The 16256-nt window shown below is 69.0% G+C and carries 17 protein-coding genes; 8 read left to right on the forward strand and 9 right to left on the reverse strand.

The window, feature by feature from the left end; all coding sequences use genetic code 11:
• Positions 1 to 14: 14 nt before the first annotated feature.
• The 7 genes from BMW26_RS00485 to BMW26_RS00515 are packed head-to-tail and all read right to left on the reverse strand — an operon-like array spanning position 15 to position 6431.
• A complete protein-coding gene (locus tag BMW26_RS00485) occupies positions 15 to 1136 on the reverse strand; it encodes a hypothetical protein (protein ID WP_072590445.1) in 1122 nt (373 codons plus the stop codon).
• The gene (locus BMW26_RS00490; protein WP_072590446.1) at positions 1130 to 1915 is read right to left on the reverse strand and encodes a hypothetical protein; all 786 of its coding nucleotides are present in this window, start codon (positions 1913 to 1915) and stop codon (positions 1130 to 1132) included. The genes BMW26_RS00485 and BMW26_RS00490 overlap by 7 nt, the downstream gene beginning before the upstream one ends.
• Positions 1912 to 2949 (reverse strand): vWA domain-containing protein, encoded by a 1038-nt coding sequence (locus BMW26_RS00495; protein WP_232224509.1) that lies wholly within the window; start codon positions 2947 to 2949, stop codon positions 1912 to 1914. Before BMW26_RS00495 ends, BMW26_RS00490 begins: the two co-directional genes overlap by 4 nt.
• Complete coding sequence (locus tag BMW26_RS00500) at positions 2931 to 3917, reverse strand: vWA domain-containing protein (RefSeq protein WP_056275870.1); 987 nt, start codon at positions 3915 to 3917, stop codon at positions 2931 to 2933. Before BMW26_RS00500 ends, BMW26_RS00495 begins: the two co-directional genes overlap by 19 nt.
• A complete protein-coding gene (locus tag BMW26_RS00505; protein ID WP_053098330.1) occupies positions 3908 to 4399 on the reverse strand; it encodes a hypothetical protein in 492 nt (163 codons plus the stop codon). Before BMW26_RS00505 ends, BMW26_RS00500 begins: the two co-directional genes overlap by 10 nt.
• On the reverse strand, positions 4386 to 5273 hold the full coding sequence (locus BMW26_RS00510; RefSeq protein WP_053098331.1) for a DUF58 domain-containing protein: 888 nt from the start codon (positions 5271 to 5273) through the stop codon (positions 4386 to 4388). The genes BMW26_RS00505 and BMW26_RS00510 overlap by 14 nt, the downstream gene beginning before the upstream one ends.
• A gap of 6 nt (positions 5274 to 5279) precedes the next feature.
• Entirely contained in the window at positions 5280 to 6431 is a 1152-nt protein-coding gene (locus tag BMW26_RS00515; protein ID WP_222839069.1) for an AAA family ATPase, read from the reverse strand.
• Positions 6432 to 6677: 246 nt separating this feature from the next.
• Between BMW26_RS00515 and BMW26_RS00520 the strand changes: the two genes are divergently transcribed.
• Positions 6678 to 7244 (forward strand): hypothetical protein, encoded by a 567-nt coding sequence (locus tag BMW26_RS00520; protein WP_157557373.1) that lies wholly within the window; start codon positions 6678 to 6680, stop codon positions 7242 to 7244.
• Positions 7245 to 7288: 44 nt separating this feature from the next.
• Here the strand turns inward: BMW26_RS00520 and BMW26_RS00525 are convergent, their stop codons facing one another.
• Complete coding sequence (locus tag BMW26_RS00525; RefSeq protein WP_072590449.1) at positions 7289 to 8029, reverse strand: Pr6Pr family membrane protein; 741 nt, start codon at positions 8027 to 8029, stop codon at positions 7289 to 7291.
• A 64-nt stretch (positions 8030 to 8093) separates the two neighbouring features.
• Entirely contained in the window at positions 8094 to 9029 is a 936-nt protein-coding gene (locus BMW26_RS00530) for a DMT family transporter (RefSeq protein ID WP_072592165.1), read from the reverse strand.
• A gap of 210 nt (positions 9030 to 9239) precedes the next feature.
• Between BMW26_RS00530 and BMW26_RS00535 the strand changes: the two genes are divergently transcribed.
• The 7 genes from BMW26_RS00535 (at position 9240) to BMW26_RS00565 (ending at position 16180) form a co-directional block, all read left to right on the forward strand.
• Positions 9240 to 10526, forward strand: a complete 1287-nt coding sequence (locus tag BMW26_RS00535; RefSeq protein WP_056275880.1) for an adenylosuccinate synthase — start codon at positions 9240 to 9242, stop codon at positions 10524 to 10526.
• A gap of 7 nt (positions 10527 to 10533) precedes the next feature.
• Complete coding sequence (locus BMW26_RS00540) at positions 10534 to 11643, forward strand: lactonase family protein (protein ID WP_072590450.1); 1110 nt, start codon at positions 10534 to 10536, stop codon at positions 11641 to 11643.
• Between the two features lie 243 nt (positions 11644 to 11886).
• Positions 11887 to 13320 carry a dihydrolipoyl dehydrogenase family protein gene (locus tag BMW26_RS00545; protein WP_072590451.1) on the forward strand — a complete coding sequence of 478 codons (1434 nt, stop codon included), beginning with the start codon at positions 11887 to 11889 and terminating at the stop codon, positions 13318 to 13320.
• 199 nt (positions 13321 to 13519) lie between these two features.
• Complete coding sequence (locus BMW26_RS00550) at positions 13520 to 13822, forward strand: DUF427 domain-containing protein (RefSeq protein WP_056275888.1); 303 nt, start codon at positions 13520 to 13522, stop codon at positions 13820 to 13822.
• Between the two features lie 68 nt (positions 13823 to 13890).
• A complete protein-coding gene (locus tag BMW26_RS00555) occupies positions 13891 to 14778 on the forward strand; it encodes an ABC transporter ATP-binding protein (RefSeq protein WP_053098339.1) in 888 nt (295 codons plus the stop codon).
• The gene (locus BMW26_RS00560; RefSeq protein ID WP_072590452.1) at positions 14775 to 15455 is read left to right on the forward strand and encodes an ABC transporter permease; all 681 of its coding nucleotides are present in this window, start codon (positions 14775 to 14777) and stop codon (positions 15453 to 15455) included. The genes BMW26_RS00555 and BMW26_RS00560 overlap by 4 nt, the downstream gene beginning before the upstream one ends.
• The gene (locus tag BMW26_RS00565; protein ID WP_053099329.1) at positions 15452 to 16180 is read left to right on the forward strand and encodes an ABC transporter permease; all 729 of its coding nucleotides are present in this window, start codon (positions 15452 to 15454) and stop codon (positions 16178 to 16180) included. The genes BMW26_RS00560 and BMW26_RS00565 overlap by 4 nt, the downstream gene beginning before the upstream one ends.
• Positions 16181 to 16256: the final 76 nt, after the last annotated feature.

Genomic DNA, 16256 nt, shown 5'->3' on the forward strand with positions numbered 1-16256 from the left:
AGACTCGCCAGGGCTCAGAACCCGGGGTACTCCTGCAGCTTCTGCTCGAACTCGGCTCGGTCCGCATCGCTGAGCACGGCGCTCGCGATGACCACCATCTGCAGCCCCTCGAGGGGCTCGCCGGTGCGGGCGTTCTGCGCCTCGCGCGTCGTCAGGAAGTCGCCCGACGGGTCGTTCGAGAGGTCGAAGATGTTCGCGTAGAACCTCATCGGATCGGGGTAGTTCTCGGTGTAGTACTCCCACGTGTGCTGCTCGCGCGGGTCTTCGCTGCCGTAGAGCTTCGCGATCATCGACGGGTCGATCCCCGAGTACTCCCCGTTGAACGAGTACAGCGTGGGCAGACCGTGCTCGGCGACGACCGAGTCGATCGTCGACATGACCTCGAGCTTGAGGCTGTAGTCCTGGATCGGCTCGGTGGTGGCCCAGCCGACGGAGGTGTACTCGATGAGCATCGATTCGCCGCCGTAGCCGTTGCGCTCCGGACGCAGATCCTCGTCGCCGACCTGCACCCAGTCGTATCCGTACTCGGCGGTGATGCGCTCGCGGATGTCGGCGAACAGGCTGTCTGCCTCGGTCTTCACCTCTTCGAGCGACTGCTGGGTGAGGGCATCCTGCGGATCGGTGCCCTTGATGCCCGGGTAGGCCTCTTCGTGCTTCTGCTCGTCGGTCTTCATGCCGTCGTAGCTGCCCGAGGCCGACGTCTGCAGTGCACCGATGCCGCCCACGGTGGCGACGTTGAAGATCAGCGTGACAGCGAGGGCGACGGCTGCCAGCGTGCGTCCTCGGGCGGTGAACAGCGCGCCGATCACGACGGCGACGACGACGAGCTGCAGCGTCAGCATCGTCACGCCGTAGACCGCGTCGGTCGCTCCGATCGCGAGCATGATGAGGAGGATCAGGGCGAACAGGATGCCGGCGATCAGTGCGATCCAGCCGAGTGCGTTCGCCGGCTTCTTCTCGGCGGAGGCGACGTCGGCTGCGGTCGCCGTGCCCGACATCGCCGGAGCGCCGGGATGCTGCACGACCGGCCCGGCCTGGCGGCGGGCGTTGCGATAGCCACCGGGCGGCGGCACGGGCGGCGCACCCTCCGTGCCGGCGACGTAGCGGGCCCGCTGCTTCTCGTGATCCATCACCATGGCTTGTCCGTTCCCGAGCCTCCGCCATCGTCGCCCTGCTGCTGATCGCGCTCCTGCGTGCCCTGCTCGAGCTTGTCCTCGAGCTCTTCGAGCTTCTCGTCGGAGGGCTGCGGCTCCTGCTCCTGCTCCTCCTCCGGCGGCGGCTGCTCGTTCTGCTGTTTCTGCTTGAGGCGGTCCTCGAGGTCTTCCCTGCTCTGCTGCATGTCTCGGTCGGGGTCGGACGACTGCTCCTGCGCCTCGTCGCTGTTGCACTCCTCGGGCATCTCGGTCGTGACGGTGAGCGCCTCACCGTAGAACTCCGCGGCCCCCGCGCCGTCGCCCTCGGCGCGGGCGGCGTCGCCCATGCGCTCGAGGACGAGAGCGAGGTTGATGCGCACCGTGCACACCTCGAGGCCGGTCGCGAGGTCGAGCGATTCCTCGAGCTTCGCCCGAGCATCCGGCAGCTTCTCGGCGCCCGCCAGCGCGGTGCCGACGTTGAACGGCGCCTTGAAGGGCTCGAACCAGTTGACGAACTCCTGCCCGCGGGCCGACGCCTCTGATCCGGCATAGTCATCGGCCACGTACGCGGTGATCGACTGGTGCGCGAATGCGTACATGCTGAGGATCTTGCCCACGAACAGCAGTGCGGCCAGCGTCAGCGGAAGCGTGCCGATCGCGATCCACCGTCGGATGCGGCGACGGCGACGATTCGAGGCCAGCAGCGCGGCGGCGGCCGACGCCCTCAGGTCCTCAGGGCTGTCGGACGCTGTCCCGCCGGCGCGTGTGGACAGATCTGTCATGCGGCACCTCCGTCGGTCGTCCGGCGTCGCGGCGATGTCGACGGCGCTCGCAGCAGACGCAGTCGGGCCACGAGCATGCTCGCCCTCGTGAGCTCCACGCCGAGCAGCGCCACGATCACGAGGGCGGCGACCCAGTAGAGCTCGGTCACGTTGCCCACGGTTCCGGACTCCGCGTAGGTGGTGGTGGTCGAGGGCGCCTCGGGGAGGGTGAGTGCGGCATCCGCGGTGCGGTGCTGGTACTCGACTCCGAGATCCGAGGCGATCGCCTCGAGGTTCCCCTCGTCGATCACCGACAGTGCGTCCGCCCCCTCGTACTCGATGTATTCGCTCGACGAACCGTCCACGCCGCCCGTGGTGAGCTTCATCGGTCCGCCCTCCGCGGTGCCGTACCCGAGCACGGCGCCGGCGTCGGTGAGCTCGGCGCTCCCGTCGAACGGCTCGGGGGCCGACGAGACCGTCTGCTCGCCGTCTCCGAAGTAGAACACCATGCGCGAGCGATCGGGCGACGACTCGGCCGCGTTCGACAGGGTGTCCGAGAGCAGCTGGTTCGCGATGCCGATGGAGCTGCCGCGCGACTGGCTCGTCACCTCGGGGCGCAGCACCTCGAGCGACGAGACGAGCGCGGTGGTGTCGGTGGTGAGCGGCATGCGGAGATCGGCCGTGGCGTCGAACGTGATCAGCGCGAACCGCGCACCGGGGTACTCGTCGACGATCGCCTGCACGTCGGCGCGGACGCCGTCGAGGCGAGGCTTGTCGCCGTCCCAGTCCTCGGCGACGATGCTCGCGGTGGTGTCGACGACGAGCACGATGTCGGTGTCGGTCGCGAGGGTCTCGGTGGCACCGCCGGGGATCCCCGGGCGCAGGAGCATGACGAAACACGCGAGCAGCATGACGAGCCGCATGGCCCAGAGCGCCCGTCCTCGGCCGGTCGCCCTGATCAGCGCCATCACGGCGAGGGCGGCCACGGGCGCGCAGAGCAGAGCGAGGAGGAAGACGTTCAGCACGGGCTGGAAGATCACAGTCTCACCCTCCACAGCACGACGATGAACGAGAGCATCGAGATCATCAGCACGACGATCCAGAGGTTCGGCGCGTCTGTCCAGACGACCTGCGCCTGACCCTTCAGCGCGGACGCCTCCTGCTCCTGCACCTGCGTGACGATGTCGCTCACGGTGGTGGTGTCCCGGAGGCCGTACGCCTGTCCGCCCGTGGCCTCGGCGGCCTTCGTGAGCTCGGCGCTGACGTCGGCGTCCTTGCCCTGCACCGGGTTGAGTGCGAAGACGCGCACGCCGTTCGATGCGGCATACGCGGCGGCCTCGTCGAGCGTCACGATCGAGGCGCCGTTGACCTCGTTGTCGGTCGCGAAGATGATCGAGCGCGACCGCTCGTCGTCGGGGTGGTCGAACGCCATCGCGCATGCCGCGAGGCCGTCGCCGATCAGCGAGGCACCGTTGCCGTTGAGCGTGCCCACCCAGTGCTCGGGGACCGATTCGGTGAACTCGAAGCTCTCGCGGATGCTCTGCAGGTGGCTGCGGATGAACTCGTAGTCATCGGTCAGGGGGAAGATCTGCACGGGAGAGCTGTTGAAGATCGTGAGGCCGATGCGTTCACCCTCGAAGTCCTCGAGCAGTTCCTCGAAGACCGTGAGCACCTCGACGTCGACCTCGCTCATCGACCCCGAGACGTCGAGGCAGAGCATGATGTCGCGGCTCGTGTTGACGGGCTGGATGGTCTGCGACGCCATCGGCCGGGCGGAGACGACCCCGGCCGCGAGGGTCGCGATCACGCCGATGAGCAGGATGCTCGACAGTGCGAGCACGCGGCGGTTCAACGCCTGGCGGAAAGTCGGCAGCGCGCGCAGGCGCTCGGCTCGGGCGACGCGGGCGCGCTCGTGGGCCTCGGTCTTCACACCGCTGCGCAGCCCGATGACGATTCCGAGCGCTATCGCGATGACCACGACGGCCACGGCGACGAGGATGAGCCACCCGTTCGCTAGTGCCATGTGCGCACCACCGTTCGGGCCGCCTCGGCGCCGGCGATCGGGTCGATCGCGGGACCGGGCCGGAAGATGCTGGGGTAGTAGTGGCGACCCATGGCGTCGACGAGCGCGGGATGGACCCCTCGAGAGACGAGGTCGTCGAGCGCGAGCACCGGTGCCTCGAGTCCGCTGTACTCGTTCACGAAGGTGCGCACGACGCGGCTGAGCTCGAGGTTCGCGTTGCGGGCGGACAGGGTGCGGGCGCGGTAGTCGTCTTCGATGCGCTGGATCCGGTCGAAGTACTCGACCCGCAGCTGCGACAGCACGTCGGTGGTGAGCAGGGTCGGTCCCTGGGCGTCGCGCGACAGCGTGAGGTCACGTCGCGGCCTGGTGAGCGCCACGACCACCCATGCTGCCGCGATCAGCAGCAGGAGGATGCCGAATGCGACCAGGATCCAGCCCCAGCCGTATTGGAAAGGCGGGTACAGCTCATCAGAGTCGGGCATTCGACCTCCGATTCAGCAGCTGGAGCAGCTGCGAGACGGCGTCGTCCTGACCCGCCAGCACGCTGTGGCTGATCTCCATGCGCTTGAGCAGCTCAGCAAGACGCGCCGCGTCGGCCTCGGTCTGCGCGGCGAGCTCGCGGATGATGTCGGGGTCGCCCTGCACGAAGTCCGGCACCTCCCACATGCTGTCGACATCGCTGCGGATGGTGGCCGTCGCGTGGTCGAGCACCGGATCGGCGTCGCTCACGGTCAGCCACAGGACGTCGTGCTGCACGCGCAGTCGGCGCAGCATCCGTTCGGTCTCCGTCGTGACCGGAGCCTCGTCGGTGATGACGACGACGATCATGCGGCGAGAGATCGTGCGCGTGACGTACGACAGCAGCGCGTCGCGGTCGCTGGCTGCCCTGCTCGTGTCGATCGACCGGTCGATCGTGCGCAGCGCGTGTTCCAGTGCGCCCTCGCTGCGGCCCGGCGCGCGGCGGCGGATGCGGTCGGAGTCGCCGTAGACCAGTGAGAAGTCGTCGCCGTGCCGCAGCGCCAGCACGCCGAGCACGCCGGTGGCGAGGATCGCGAGGTCCTTCTTCGACTTCTCGTCGTGCGCGAGCGCGCCCATCGAGCGGCCGGTGTCGACCACGAAGAGGACCGTGTGCATCCGCATCGCACGGTGCCGCTTGACCAGAGGAGTGCCCAGTCGAGCCGTCGCGCGCCAGTCGATGTCGCGCACCTGATCGCCGTACTCGTACTTGCGCAGATCCTCGAAGTCGAGGCTGCGGCCGTGCAGCAGCGACGCGTAGGCGCCGTCGAGCGCGTGCAGCGACTTGCGCGACGAGTGGATGAAGAGCTTGCTCTTCACCTGGGCGATCAGGCTGGCCATGGCGGGTCAGGGCGTGGGGACGGATGCGAAGATCTGGTCGATGATCTCCTCGCTGCGGATGCCCTCGGCGTCGGCCTCGAACGTCAGCAGCACGCGGTGACGCAGCACGAGGTGGCGCAGCGAGCGGATGTCCTCGGGGATCACGTGGCCGCGGCCGTTGAGCAGCGCCAGCGCCCGCGACGCCTGCAGGAACGCGATGCTCGCACGCGGGCTCGCGCCGTACTTGATGAAGCGCGCGCGCTCCTCGCCGATGTACGGCGCGGGGTTGCGCGTGACGTAGGCGATCGAGACGATGTAGTTGCGGATCGCGGGGTCGACGTAGATGCGGCTCGCGACGTCCTGGAGCATGTGCACGTCGTCGAGGCTGATGGCGCTCGAGACGTGACGGTCGGGATCGAGCACTCCCGAGTCGATGCGGCCGAGGATCTCGAACTCCTCGGCGGGACTCGGGTACTCGACGATCTCCTTGAGCAGGAAGCGGTCCATCTGCGCCTCGGGCAGCTCGTAGGTGCCCTCCTGCTCGATCGGGTTCTGCGTCGCGATCACCAGGAACGGCTTGGGCAGGTGGTGGACCTCGCCGCCGATCGTGGTCTGGTGCTCCTGCATGGCCTCGAGCATGGCGCTCTGGGTCTTGGCGCTCGAGCGGTTGATCTCGTCGAGCAGCACGAAGTTCGCGTGCACCGGTCCGAGCACGGTGCGGAACGACCCGGTCGCCGCGTCGTAGATCTGGTTGCCCGTGATGTCGCTGGGCAGCAGGTCGGGGGTGCACTGGATGCGCTTGAACTGCGCCCTCACGGTGTCGGCGAGGGTGCTGGCCGCGGTGGTCTTCGCCAGACCCGGAACGCTCTCGAGCAGGATGTGCCCGCCCGCGATCAGCGAGATCAGCAGGCTCATGCGCAGACGCTCCTGGCCGACCATCTTGGCCGAGTATGCGTCGGACACGGTCTTCAGCACGGCGCTCGCGCGCTGGAGCTCGGCGTCCGTCGGCGCTTCGGACTTCCTGCTCGCCGACGGGGAGGCCGCGGGGGCCGCGGGGGCCGACGATTCGGCGCGGGTCGCGGGAGCGGGAGGAGCCGGCGCGGCGGCCTGGGCGGAGGGCGCAGGCGGAGGCGGCGGCGTCGAACCTGCGGAGGGGCCGGGCGCGTAGGGCTCGTTCATCGGTGTGTCTCCTCGTTCCCACGGGGGACGCGTCGACGACCCCCCGTCGACCAGCGTAACCGCATCGGCCGGCGCGGCTCCGGCCCCGGCGCGGATGGCGCGGCGGCGGGCCACGCAGGGGGGGACGGCATCCGTGACTCGACATCATGGGATCTGATCCGGCCCGACGCGTATATCGGCGGAGCGACGGACGCGTGCTTAGCTGAGAACTCGATCGGGGGGATCCTCCTCCCCGGATCGAAGCTCGTGCCCGCGATGACGCTGGTCGCGGCGCTCGCCGCCGCGTCGACCTTCGCGGTCGTGGCGGCGACCGTCAGCGGTGTGTGGCGCATCGCCTGGGCACTGGTCGCCGTGCTGCTGCTGGGTCCTGTCGTCAGTCACCTGATCTCACTGCGGCAGCCTCGGCGACTGTTCCTGCATCCCCGCGGGCTCGGATCCGCGACCTTCCACCTGGATGGCGAAGTGCACTGGGACGACATCCAGAGCATCGACCTCGGCGTCGGCATGAACAACTCGATGGTTCTGAAGGTGGGTGTTCGTCCTGACGCCCAGAGCTATCGGGAACGGTGGCGTCATCCTTTCTCACGCAGGCGCGGCGTGATCGACATCGACCCGGCAGTGCTGGGGCTGGACGGGACACTGCTCTGGCTCGCCCTTCGTCTCTACGTACTCGAACCATCGACGCGGGAGGAGCTTCGCGGTGACCGTGTTCCGACTCGCCTCCTCGATCCGCGCGAGGCCCTGGCCACGACTCCTCAGCACGTGAGCGATGCGGTGCTCGCGACGTTCAGGCCCGAGGGCGGAACCCGATAGCCGCAGCGTGAGCCGCTCCGCCTCGGGGCAGGCTTCTCGCCGCATCATCCTCGGGCGCGCGGGGACTCCTCGACGTGCGTCGTGTCGGCGACGTCCTGAGGGGCGCCGCGCTTGCGGCCCACCCAGATGACCACGCAGGCCACGCCGATGATGGCGATGGCGATGCCGACGATGTAGCCGGCGACCCCGAGATAGCCGCCCGGCACGATGTGGGGGTTGAGGAACGGGTACGGATACCACCAGGCCTCGCCGGTGGCGGGGGCGACGATGAGATTCGCCCGGATCATCGTGTAGACGACCCACACGATGGGGAAGATCGTCGCTATCGCCACGGCACGCCAGCGCAGCGCGCGCCGCCGCGGAGCGAACAGCAGGTCGACCAGCAGGAACAACGGGAAGACGACGTGCAGCACCTCGTTCGACCAGGGGACCGTGACGCCCTGGGGCAGTTCGACGCCGCGGAGCAGGGTGTTGTAGACGATGCCCGTGACGATCATGTACGTGCTGACGCAGACGAGGAGGACAGCGAGCCAGCCGGGCTCCCGCTCGTCGTCGTGACGGTGGCGCAGCGCCCAGACCGCGGCGACGATCAGCACGATGGCCGCGAGCAGGTTCGACAGGATCGTGAAGAAGCTGAGGAAGTTCGCCGCGACCGTCGGCAGGTGCTGGCCCCACTCGGTGGTGGCCGCGAGAGCGTTCTCGACGCTGCGTGCGAGCTGGGCGATGATCGCCGCGAGTCCGAGCGCTGCTGCTGCCAGTCGGGCGTAGGGCCACCAGGTCGTCATTTCGCCTCCGCGCACACTTTATCGGTCAGTATGCCGGTTGACGCTAGACCTCGATGCCGTCACGTCACGCGGCGCGACGCCCCCACTTCATCCGTGTCACGAGCACCCCGAGCAGGCACAGTGCACCGCCGACGAACATGAGCGGGGTCGGCACCTCACCGAGGATCGCCCACGACATGAGGATCGCGATCGCGGGCACGACATAGGTCGTCGCCGACGTCTGGCCGGCCGTGCTGCGCTGCAGGACGTACGCCCAGGTGGTGAACGCGATCGCCGTCGGGAAGATGCCGAGATACACCACCCACAGCGTCGAGCCGAGCGGGGCCGTCTGCAGTGCTCCGACCAGGCTGCCTGCCCACGGGAGCAGCGCGACCGTGCCGGCCACCGCGCCGAGGAACGTCAGCGTGGTCGCGTCGGACCCCGCGCTGAGCAGATGCTTCTGAAGCAGAGTGCATCCGGCGTACATCACGGCCGCGAGCAGCGCGAGCAGCAGCCCGGTGATGTCGGGACCCTCGCTCGTCGACGAGTTCATGCCGATCAGGACGACACCGAGGAAGGCGATCGGCGCGCCGATGATCAGCGGCTTCGGAAAGCCTTCACGCAGGAAGAGCCCGCTGAAGACCACCACCATGAGCGGCGCGAGGTTGACCACCATCGCGGCCGTGCCGGCATCGAGCGTGCGCTCGGCGGCATTGAGGGCCAGGTTGTAGACGCAGAACCACCCGACGCCCCAGACCGCGACGAGCCACCAGTTCCTCCGGTCGGGAAGACGGATGCCGTGGCGCACCGCGATGATCGCGAGCACGGCGCTTCCTACAGCCATGCGCAGCAGCGCCAGCGCGCCCGGGTCGAAGTGTGGACCGGCGCCGCGGATGCCGATGAACGCCGAGGCCCACAGCACCACCGTCACCAGTGCGGCGACAAGCACGAGCGGACCCTGTGGGCGGGGCTTCGCGAGGTTCAGGCTGTCGTCGCGACGCACGCGACCGGTCTTCGGCATCCTTCGATCCTGGCACCGGCCACCGACATCGGCGATGCGCCCGAGCGACAGCATCCGCTCGTTTTCCGCCACGGGTCGCTGCAGTCCGTTCGAGAGCGTCCGCCGCCCACAGCCCGGAGGGTCGGCGAACGACCTTCGATAGGATGGAGCCGCCCGAAGAGGGCCAGCTCATCAGCCGGTGCAAACCCGGCGAAAGCAAGGGGGATACCCATGCCAGGAATCGTTATCGTCGGCGTCCAGTGGGGCGATGAGGGCAAGGGCAAGGCCACCGACCTGCTCGGCGAGCGCACCGACTGGGTCGTCAAGTTCAACGGCGGCAACAACGCGGGCCACACCGTCGTGGTCGGCAATGAGAAGTACGCACTGCACCTGCTGCCGTCCGGCATCCTGTCGCCGGGCGTCACGCCGGTGATCGGCAACGGCGTCGTGATCGACCTCGAGGTGCTCTTCAGCGAGCTCGAGGCGCTCGGCGGCCGCGGCATCGACGTCTCCCGTCTGAAGGTGAGCGCCAACGCGCACATCATCACCCAGTACCACCGCACTCTCGACAAGGTCACCGAGCGCTTCCTCGGCAAGCGCATGATCGGCACGACCGGCCGTGGCATCGGCCCCGCCTACGCCGACAAGATCAACCGCGTCGGCATCCGCGTGCAGGACCTCTTCGACGAGAACATCCTGCGCCAGAAGGTCGAAGGCGCCCTCGACCAGAAGAACCACCTGCTGGTGAAGATCTTCAACCGTCGCGCGATCACCGCCGACGAGGTCGTCGAAGACCTGCTCTCGTACGCCGAGCGCCTGCGGCCGATGGTCGCCGACACGGGATACCTGCTCGACGAGGCCCTGCGCCGCGACGAGGTGGTCGTGTTCGAGGGCGGTCAGGCCACCATGCTCGACGTCGACCACGGCACCTACCCGTTCGTCACGTCGTCGTCGGCCACGGCGGGCGGCGCGTCCACCGGATCGGGCGTCGGCCCCGGAGCGCTCGACCGCATCGTCGGCATCGTGAAGGCCTACACGACCCGTGTCGGCTCCGGTCCGTTCCCCACCGAGCTGTTCGACGAGCAGGGCGAGTGGCTGCGGTCACGCGGCTTCGAGTTCGGCACCACCACGGGCCGTCCGCGCCGGGTCGGCTGGTACGACGCCCCGATCACCCGCTACGCGACGCGTGTGAACGGCATCACCGATCTCGTCCTCACCAAGCTCGACATCCTCACCGGACTCGAGCAGATCCCGGTCTGCGTCGCATACGACGTCGACGGTCGACGCTTCGACGAGGTGCCGGTCAACCAGACCGACTTCCACCACGCGACGCCGATCCTCGAGTACTTCCCGGGGTGGAGCGAGGACATCTCGACCGCACGCACGTTCGACGACCTGCCGAAGAACGCGCAGGACTACGTCATCGCGCTCGAGGGCATGAGCAACACGCGCATCTCCGTCATCGGCGTCGGCCCCGAGCGCGACCAGGTCATCGTGCGTCACGACCTGCTCGACTGAGGCTGACATGACCCGGTTCTGGCTCGGCGGGTACGGACCCGCGATGGACGGCTCGGCCGACGGCATCGGCCTGCTCGCGGGCGACGAGAGCGCGCCCACCGCACTCGAGTATCGGGGAGCGGTCACGCAGACCCCCTCCCCGTCGTGGTTGGCGCAGCATCCGTCGCTCGACGTCGTCTACGCGGCGCTCGAAGGGGATGCCGGAGTGCAGGCGTTCGCGCGCAGCGGCGACTCGACGCTGAAGCCGCTCGGTGAGCCGGTCGCCGCGGGCGACGGCGTCTGCCACGTGGCGGTCTCGTCGAGCGGATCGTTCCTCGTCGCGAGCTGCTACGGCGACGGCCGGGTCGTCCGCATCGGCATCGACTCGCAGGGTCGCCTGGTGCCGGATGCCGTGAACAAGGCAGCCGAACTGCGTGCCGCTCTCCTCGGCGAGCCGCTCGAGGCGGCGCCTCCGGCGGGCGTCGCGGTCGCGGCATCCGATCCGTACCCCGGCGAGCTCACCGCGACGGGTGAGGAGCGCGCATCGCACGCGCACTCGGCAGCCTTCCTCGCCGACGGGCGCATCGCGACCACCGATCTCGGCTTCGACCTGGTGCGGATCTGGCGACCCACCGGGGGTGGCCTGGTTCTCGATCACGAGGTCGTGCTGCCCGTCGGCACCGGCCCCCGGCATATGGTCGTGCACCCCAGCGGCCACCTGCACGTGGTGACCGAGTACTCGTGCGAGGTGTTCACTCTCGGCGCCGGGCGCGACGGCACGTGGGCTGTCGTGTCGTCGGTGCTCGCGAGCCCGATCGCCGAGATCGGCGTGGACTTCCCCGCCGAACTCGCCCGCAGCCGTGACGCGCAGTTCCTCTACACGGCCCTGCGTGGCAGCAACACGATCGCCGCGCTCCGTGTGCGCGGGGGAGGCGAGGCTCTCGAGTCGATCGCCCTCGCAGACTCGGGCGTGGACTGGCCGCGTCATCACGTCGTGCACGAGGGCAAGCTGCTGGTCGCGGGGCAGCGCTCCGACACCGTCGCGCTGATCGACCTCGACGAGCGCACGGGCGCGCCGCTCGGCATCCGCCACCTCGCGCAGGCCCCGGCGCCGACGCACATCCTGCCGGTTCGCTGACGCGCGGGTCGCGCCTCGGGGAGCTTGACCTGGCGTTCGCACTCAGGCTGTGAACCGGGGCGGCGTCATAACTCCGGACGAACGGCCCGATGCGGGGCTGCACGGCCGGTGCGCGTCGCTGTTCGCCGGCCTTCCGGAGTTGTGGAGCAGGCCGGCAACGCGCCCGACGGCGCGTCGCGGAACAACCACCCCGTGACTCGACGTTGGACTTGAGCAAGACTGGGCGACGGAGAGGTGCACCCCATGACTGCTGAGAAGACCGACGACTACGACCTGATCGTGCTGGGCGGCGGGCCGGTGGGCGAGAACGTCGCCGACCGCGCCGTGCAGAACGGACTGACCGCGATCATCGTCGAGAGCGAGCTGGTCGGCGGTGAGTGCTCGTACTGGGCATGCATGCCGTCGAAGGCGCTGCTGCGTCCGGCCCAGGCGCTGCGAGCCGCGCAGAAGGTCAAGGGCTCGGCCGAGGCGGTGACGGGGTCGCTCGACGTGCGCGCGGTGTTCGACCGCCGCGACTCGTTCACGAGCAACTGGTCGGATGACGGACAGGTGAAGTGGCTCGACTCCGCCGGCATCGACCTCGCCCGCGGGCACGGTCGTCTGACGGGTGAGCGCGAGGTGACGGTGACGGATGCCGACGGCGGCACCCGCGTGCTCCGGGCCCGCCACGCCGTCGCGATCAGCACCGGATCGGATGCCGTGATCCCGCCCATCGAGGGCCTGCGCGACTCGTCCCCCTGGACCAGCCGCGAGGCGACCAGCGCAGAGGAGCTGCCCGAGTCGCTGGCCGTGATCGGCGGCGGGGTCGTGGCGGTCGAGATGGCCACGGCTTATGCGGCCCTCGGTTCGACGGTGACGATCATCGCCCGCAGCGGTCTGCTGGGTTCGATGGAGCCGTTCGCCGGGGAGCGCGTCGCGGCCGGGCTGAAGGAGCTCGGTGTCGACGTCCGCACCGACACCGGCACGACCAGCGTGACGCGAGGCGACGAGGGAGTCGAGATCGTGCTCGACGACGGGTCGACGGTCACGGCTGCCGAAGTCCTCGTGGCGACCGGCCGGTCTCCTCGCAGCGGCGACATCGGCCTCGACGTCGCGGGTCTCGAGCCCGGTCGCTGGATCACGGTCGACGACACGCTGCGTGTTCCCGGATCCGACTGGCTCTATGCGGTCGGCGATGTGAACGGTCGTGTGCTGCTCACGCACCAGGGCAAGTATCAGGCGCGAGCAGCGGGCGACGTGATCGCGGCGCGCGCCAAGGGCGAGGACGTCGACGATGCGGCCTGGGGTCGTCACGTCGCCACCGCGGACAGCGCGGGCGCCCCTCAGGTGACCTTCTCGTTCCCCGAGGTCGCCTCGGTCGGGCATACCGAGGCAGAGGCCCGCAAGGCCGGAACCGACGTCGCCGTCGTCGATTACGACCTGGGTTCTGTCGCCGGCGCGAGTCTCTACGAGGACGGCTTCGAGGGGCAGGCCCGCCTCGTGATCGACAAGGAGCGCGACGTGATCATCGGAGCGACCTTCGTCGGCCCCGAGGTCGCCGAGCTCGTGCAGACAGCCACGGTCGCGATCGTCGGCGAGGTGCCGATCGCCCGCCTGTGGCACGCCGTTCCGGCGTACCCGACGATCAGCGAGATCTGGCTGCGACTGCTCGAGTCCTACGGGAGGGACTCGGCCTGAGCCCATCGGACGGATGCCGACGACGGACGCCGCACGGCCCATCCGTTTCAGCATCCGCTCCGAACAACCGACGAGAGACTGGCGCGATGGGCGCGCCCGGAGCAGGATTGTTTCCCACATTGACGACCTCCGGCACAACCCCCGGCCGAATGTCGCACACCTCTTATACGCTCGAACACACATCCGAGGAGGCAGGACCATGAAGGCTGTACTCGCAGGAACCGTCATCGCCGAAGCCGACGAGAGCGATCTCGCGCGCATCGAGGGAAACTGGTATTTCCCGCCGGCATCCATCACGGAGGGCGTGCTCGTCGAGAGCCCCACTCCGTACACATGCCCGTGGAAGGGCGCCGCCCAGTACTTCTCCGTCCAGGCCGGTGGCGAGCTGCACACCGACTACGCCTGGTCGTATCCGACGCCGTATCCGAGCGCCTTCGACCGTGTGGGCAAGGACTTCTCGGGCTTCGTCGCCTTCGACCCGCGGGTCGAGGTCTCTGCATGACCTCTGTATGCCGCAGTCGAGGCGCTGATGCGCGCCTCGTCGATCGATCGACCGGAGAGTAGTAAATCGTGATCGAGTTCCGCAACGTCACCAAGCAGTTCCCCGATGGCACGACCGCCGTGAAGGACTTCAGCCTGGTGCTGCCGTCCCGCAAGACGACGGTGTTCGTCGGATCCTCGGGATGCGGCAAGACCACTCTGCTGCGCATGATCAACCGCATGGTCGAGCCGACCTCGGGCGAGGTCGAGATCGACGGCGAGAGCGTGCTCGGCGGCGACCCCGTCGCCCTGCGCCGCCGCATCGGCTACGTCATGCAGAACTCCGGCCTGATGCCGCACTTCACGGTGATCGACAACGTCGCCACCGTGCTGCGTCTGACCGGCGTGAAGAAGGGGCCGGCGCACGAGCGCGCGCGTGAGCTGCTCAAGACGGTGGGGCTCGACCAGTCACTCGCCGACCGGTATCCCAGTCAGCTCTCGGGCGGTCAGCAGCAGCGTGTGGGTGTGGCCCGCGGTCTTGCGGCGGATCCGAACATCCTGCTGATGGACGAGCCCTTCGGCGCCGTCGACCCGATCGTGCGCGCCGACCTGCAGCAGGAGACGCTGCGGTTGCAGCACGAGCTCGACAAGACCGTCGTGTTCGTCACCCACGACATCGACGAGGCCTTCCTGCTCGGCGATCAGGTCGTGATCCTCGACAAGGGCGCGCGCATCGTGCAGGTGGGCAGCCCGAGCGAGATCATCGAGAACCCGGCAGACGACTTCGTCGCCTCGTTCATCGGAGCCGACCGTGGGCGTCGGGCCCTGCACCTCAAAGAGACCCCGCACGGCACCGTCGTGGTCGACTCCGAGGGGCGCACGCAGGGTGCGATCGTCGCGGCGGCCGAGACGTCCGACGGTCCCCTGGCGGGGCCGGATGCCGCCGCCCTCGGCGCTGTGCAGGGCGAGGGCGCGTGAACTGGGTCACCGACAACCTCGGGTTGATCCTCGATCTGACTCTGGTGCATCTGCGTCAGAGCGTCATCCCTATCGTGCTCGGTTTCGTGCTGTCGCTCCCGCTCGGCTGGGTCGCGTGGCGTTTCCGCCTGGTGCGCGGCCCGATCATCGTGCTCACCGGTCTGCTCTACACGATCCCGTCGCTCGCGCTGCTCATCCTGCTGCCCTCGGTCGCCGGGTATTCGGCCCGGAGCGAGTCGAATCTCGTCATCGCGCTCACGATCTATGCGATCGCGATCCTGGTGCGCGCGGTCTCCGACGGTCTCGATTCGGTCGATGACGATGTGCGCCAGGCGGCGACGGCGACGGGCTTCGCCGCCTTCCGCAGATTCTGGGCGGTGGAGTTCCCGCTCGCCGGTCCGGTGATCCTCGCCGGACTCCGCGTGACGGCCGTCAGCACCATCTCGCTCGCCACGGTCGGCATCCTGATCGGCGTGACCAACCTCGGCTACCTGTTCACGAACGGCCTCGACCGGCGCATCATCGCCGAGGTGTTCGCGGGCGTCGTCGCCGTGGTCATCATCGCCCTCGTGATCGATCTGATCCTGCTGCTGATCGGTCGCGCGCTGATGCCGTGGACTCGCGCCGCCTCGAAGAAGGTCGCGTCTCGCCCGATCGCGCTGGGGGCCCCGGCATGAATCTCTTCGCCGAGGCCTTCGCCTGGATGCTCGCTCCCGAGCAGTGGACGGGAAACTACGCGCTGCCCAAGCTGCTGGCCGAGCATCTCGCCCTGACGGTGATCTCGGTGCTGATCGCCGCGGTGATCGCGGTGCCGATCGGCTGGCTGATCGGCCACACGGGCAAGGGGCGCGAGGTCGCGGTCGCGATCTCCGGCGCGGCGCGAGCGATTCCCGCGTTCGGCCTGATGATCCTGCTCGTCCTCCTGCTCGGCGTGCTGCGTGTGCCGCAGGCGGCCATCATCACCTTCGTTCTGCTCGCGATCCCCTCGCTGCTCGCCGGCGCGTATACGGGGCTCGAGGCGATCGATCGCCGCGTGATCGATTCGGCCAAGGCGATGGGCATGACCGGCTGGCAGATCTTCTGGAAGGTCGAGGTGCCGCTCGGACTGCCTCTGCTCGTCGGCGGCCTCCGCTCAGCCCTCCTTCAGGTCATCGCGACCGTCACGATCGCCGCCTACGTGAATCTCGGCGGCCTCGGCTGGCCGATCATCCAGGGCATTCCCCTGCAGAAGTTCGATCAGGTGCTGGCCGGGGCGATCCTCGTGGCCACGCTGGCGCTGCTCGTCGACCTGATCCTCGCCGCAGCCCAGCACGCCGCGGTGCCGGCGGGGCTCCGTGCCGGCCGTCCCACCCGTCGCCGGTCGCGCGACCTCGCTCCCGCCGCGGCTCCGGCCACGGCCTGATCGCGCACCGGCTCCTCCGTCCCTACCGCGCAGTTCCACACAGCAGCAGTTCCACACAGCAGCAGTCCCCCACAGC

Source organism: Microbacterium sp. 1.5R (assembly GCF_001889265.1).
GTDB lineage: Bacteria > Actinomycetota > Actinomycetes > Actinomycetales > Microbacteriaceae > Microbacterium.

Excerpts from the sequence above, each read along its gene's own strand:
- BMW26_RS00485 (WP_072590445.1), bottom strand. The coding sequence starts at position 1,136 with ATGGTGATGGATCACGAGAAGCAGCGGGCCCGCTACGTCGCCGGCACG.
- BMW26_RS00490 (WP_072590446.1), bottom strand. The coding sequence starts at position 1,915 with ATGACAGATCTGTCCACACGCGCCGGCGGGACAGCGTCCGACAGCCCT.
- BMW26_RS00500 (WP_056275870.1), bottom strand. The coding sequence starts at position 3,917 with ATGGCACTAGCGAACGGGTGGCTCATCCTCGTCGCCGTGGCCGTCGTG.
- BMW26_RS00505 (WP_053098330.1), bottom strand. The coding sequence starts at position 4,399 with ATGCCCGACTCTGATGAGCTGTACCCGCCTTTCCAATACGGCTGGGGC.
- BMW26_RS00510 (WP_053098331.1), bottom strand. The coding sequence starts at position 5,273 with ATGGCCAGCCTGATCGCCCAGGTGAAGAGCAAGCTCTTCATCCACTCG.
- BMW26_RS00515 (WP_222839069.1), bottom strand. The coding sequence starts at position 6,431 with ATGAACGAGCCCTACGCGCCCGGCCCCTCCGCAGGTTCGACGCCGCCG.
- BMW26_RS00525 (WP_072590449.1), bottom strand. The coding sequence starts at position 8,029 with ATGACGACCTGGTGGCCCTACGCCCGACTGGCAGCAGCAGCGCTCGGA.
- BMW26_RS00530 (WP_072592165.1), bottom strand. The coding sequence starts at position 9,029 with ATGCCGAAGACCGGTCGCGTGCGTCGCGACGACAGCCTGAACCTCGCG.
- BMW26_RS00535 (WP_056275880.1), top strand. The coding sequence starts at position 9,240 with ATGCCAGGAATCGTTATCGTCGGCGTCCAGTGGGGCGATGAGGGCAAG.
- BMW26_RS00540 (WP_072590450.1), top strand. The coding sequence starts at position 10,534 with ATGACCCGGTTCTGGCTCGGCGGGTACGGACCCGCGATGGACGGCTCG.
- BMW26_RS00545 (WP_072590451.1), top strand. The coding sequence starts at position 11,887 with ATGACTGCTGAGAAGACCGACGACTACGACCTGATCGTGCTGGGCGGC.
- BMW26_RS00550 (WP_056275888.1), top strand. The coding sequence starts at position 13,520 with ATGAAGGCTGTACTCGCAGGAACCGTCATCGCCGAAGCCGACGAGAGC.
- BMW26_RS00565 (WP_053099329.1), top strand. The coding sequence starts at position 15,452 with ATGAATCTCTTCGCCGAGGCCTTCGCCTGGATGCTCGCTCCCGAGCAG.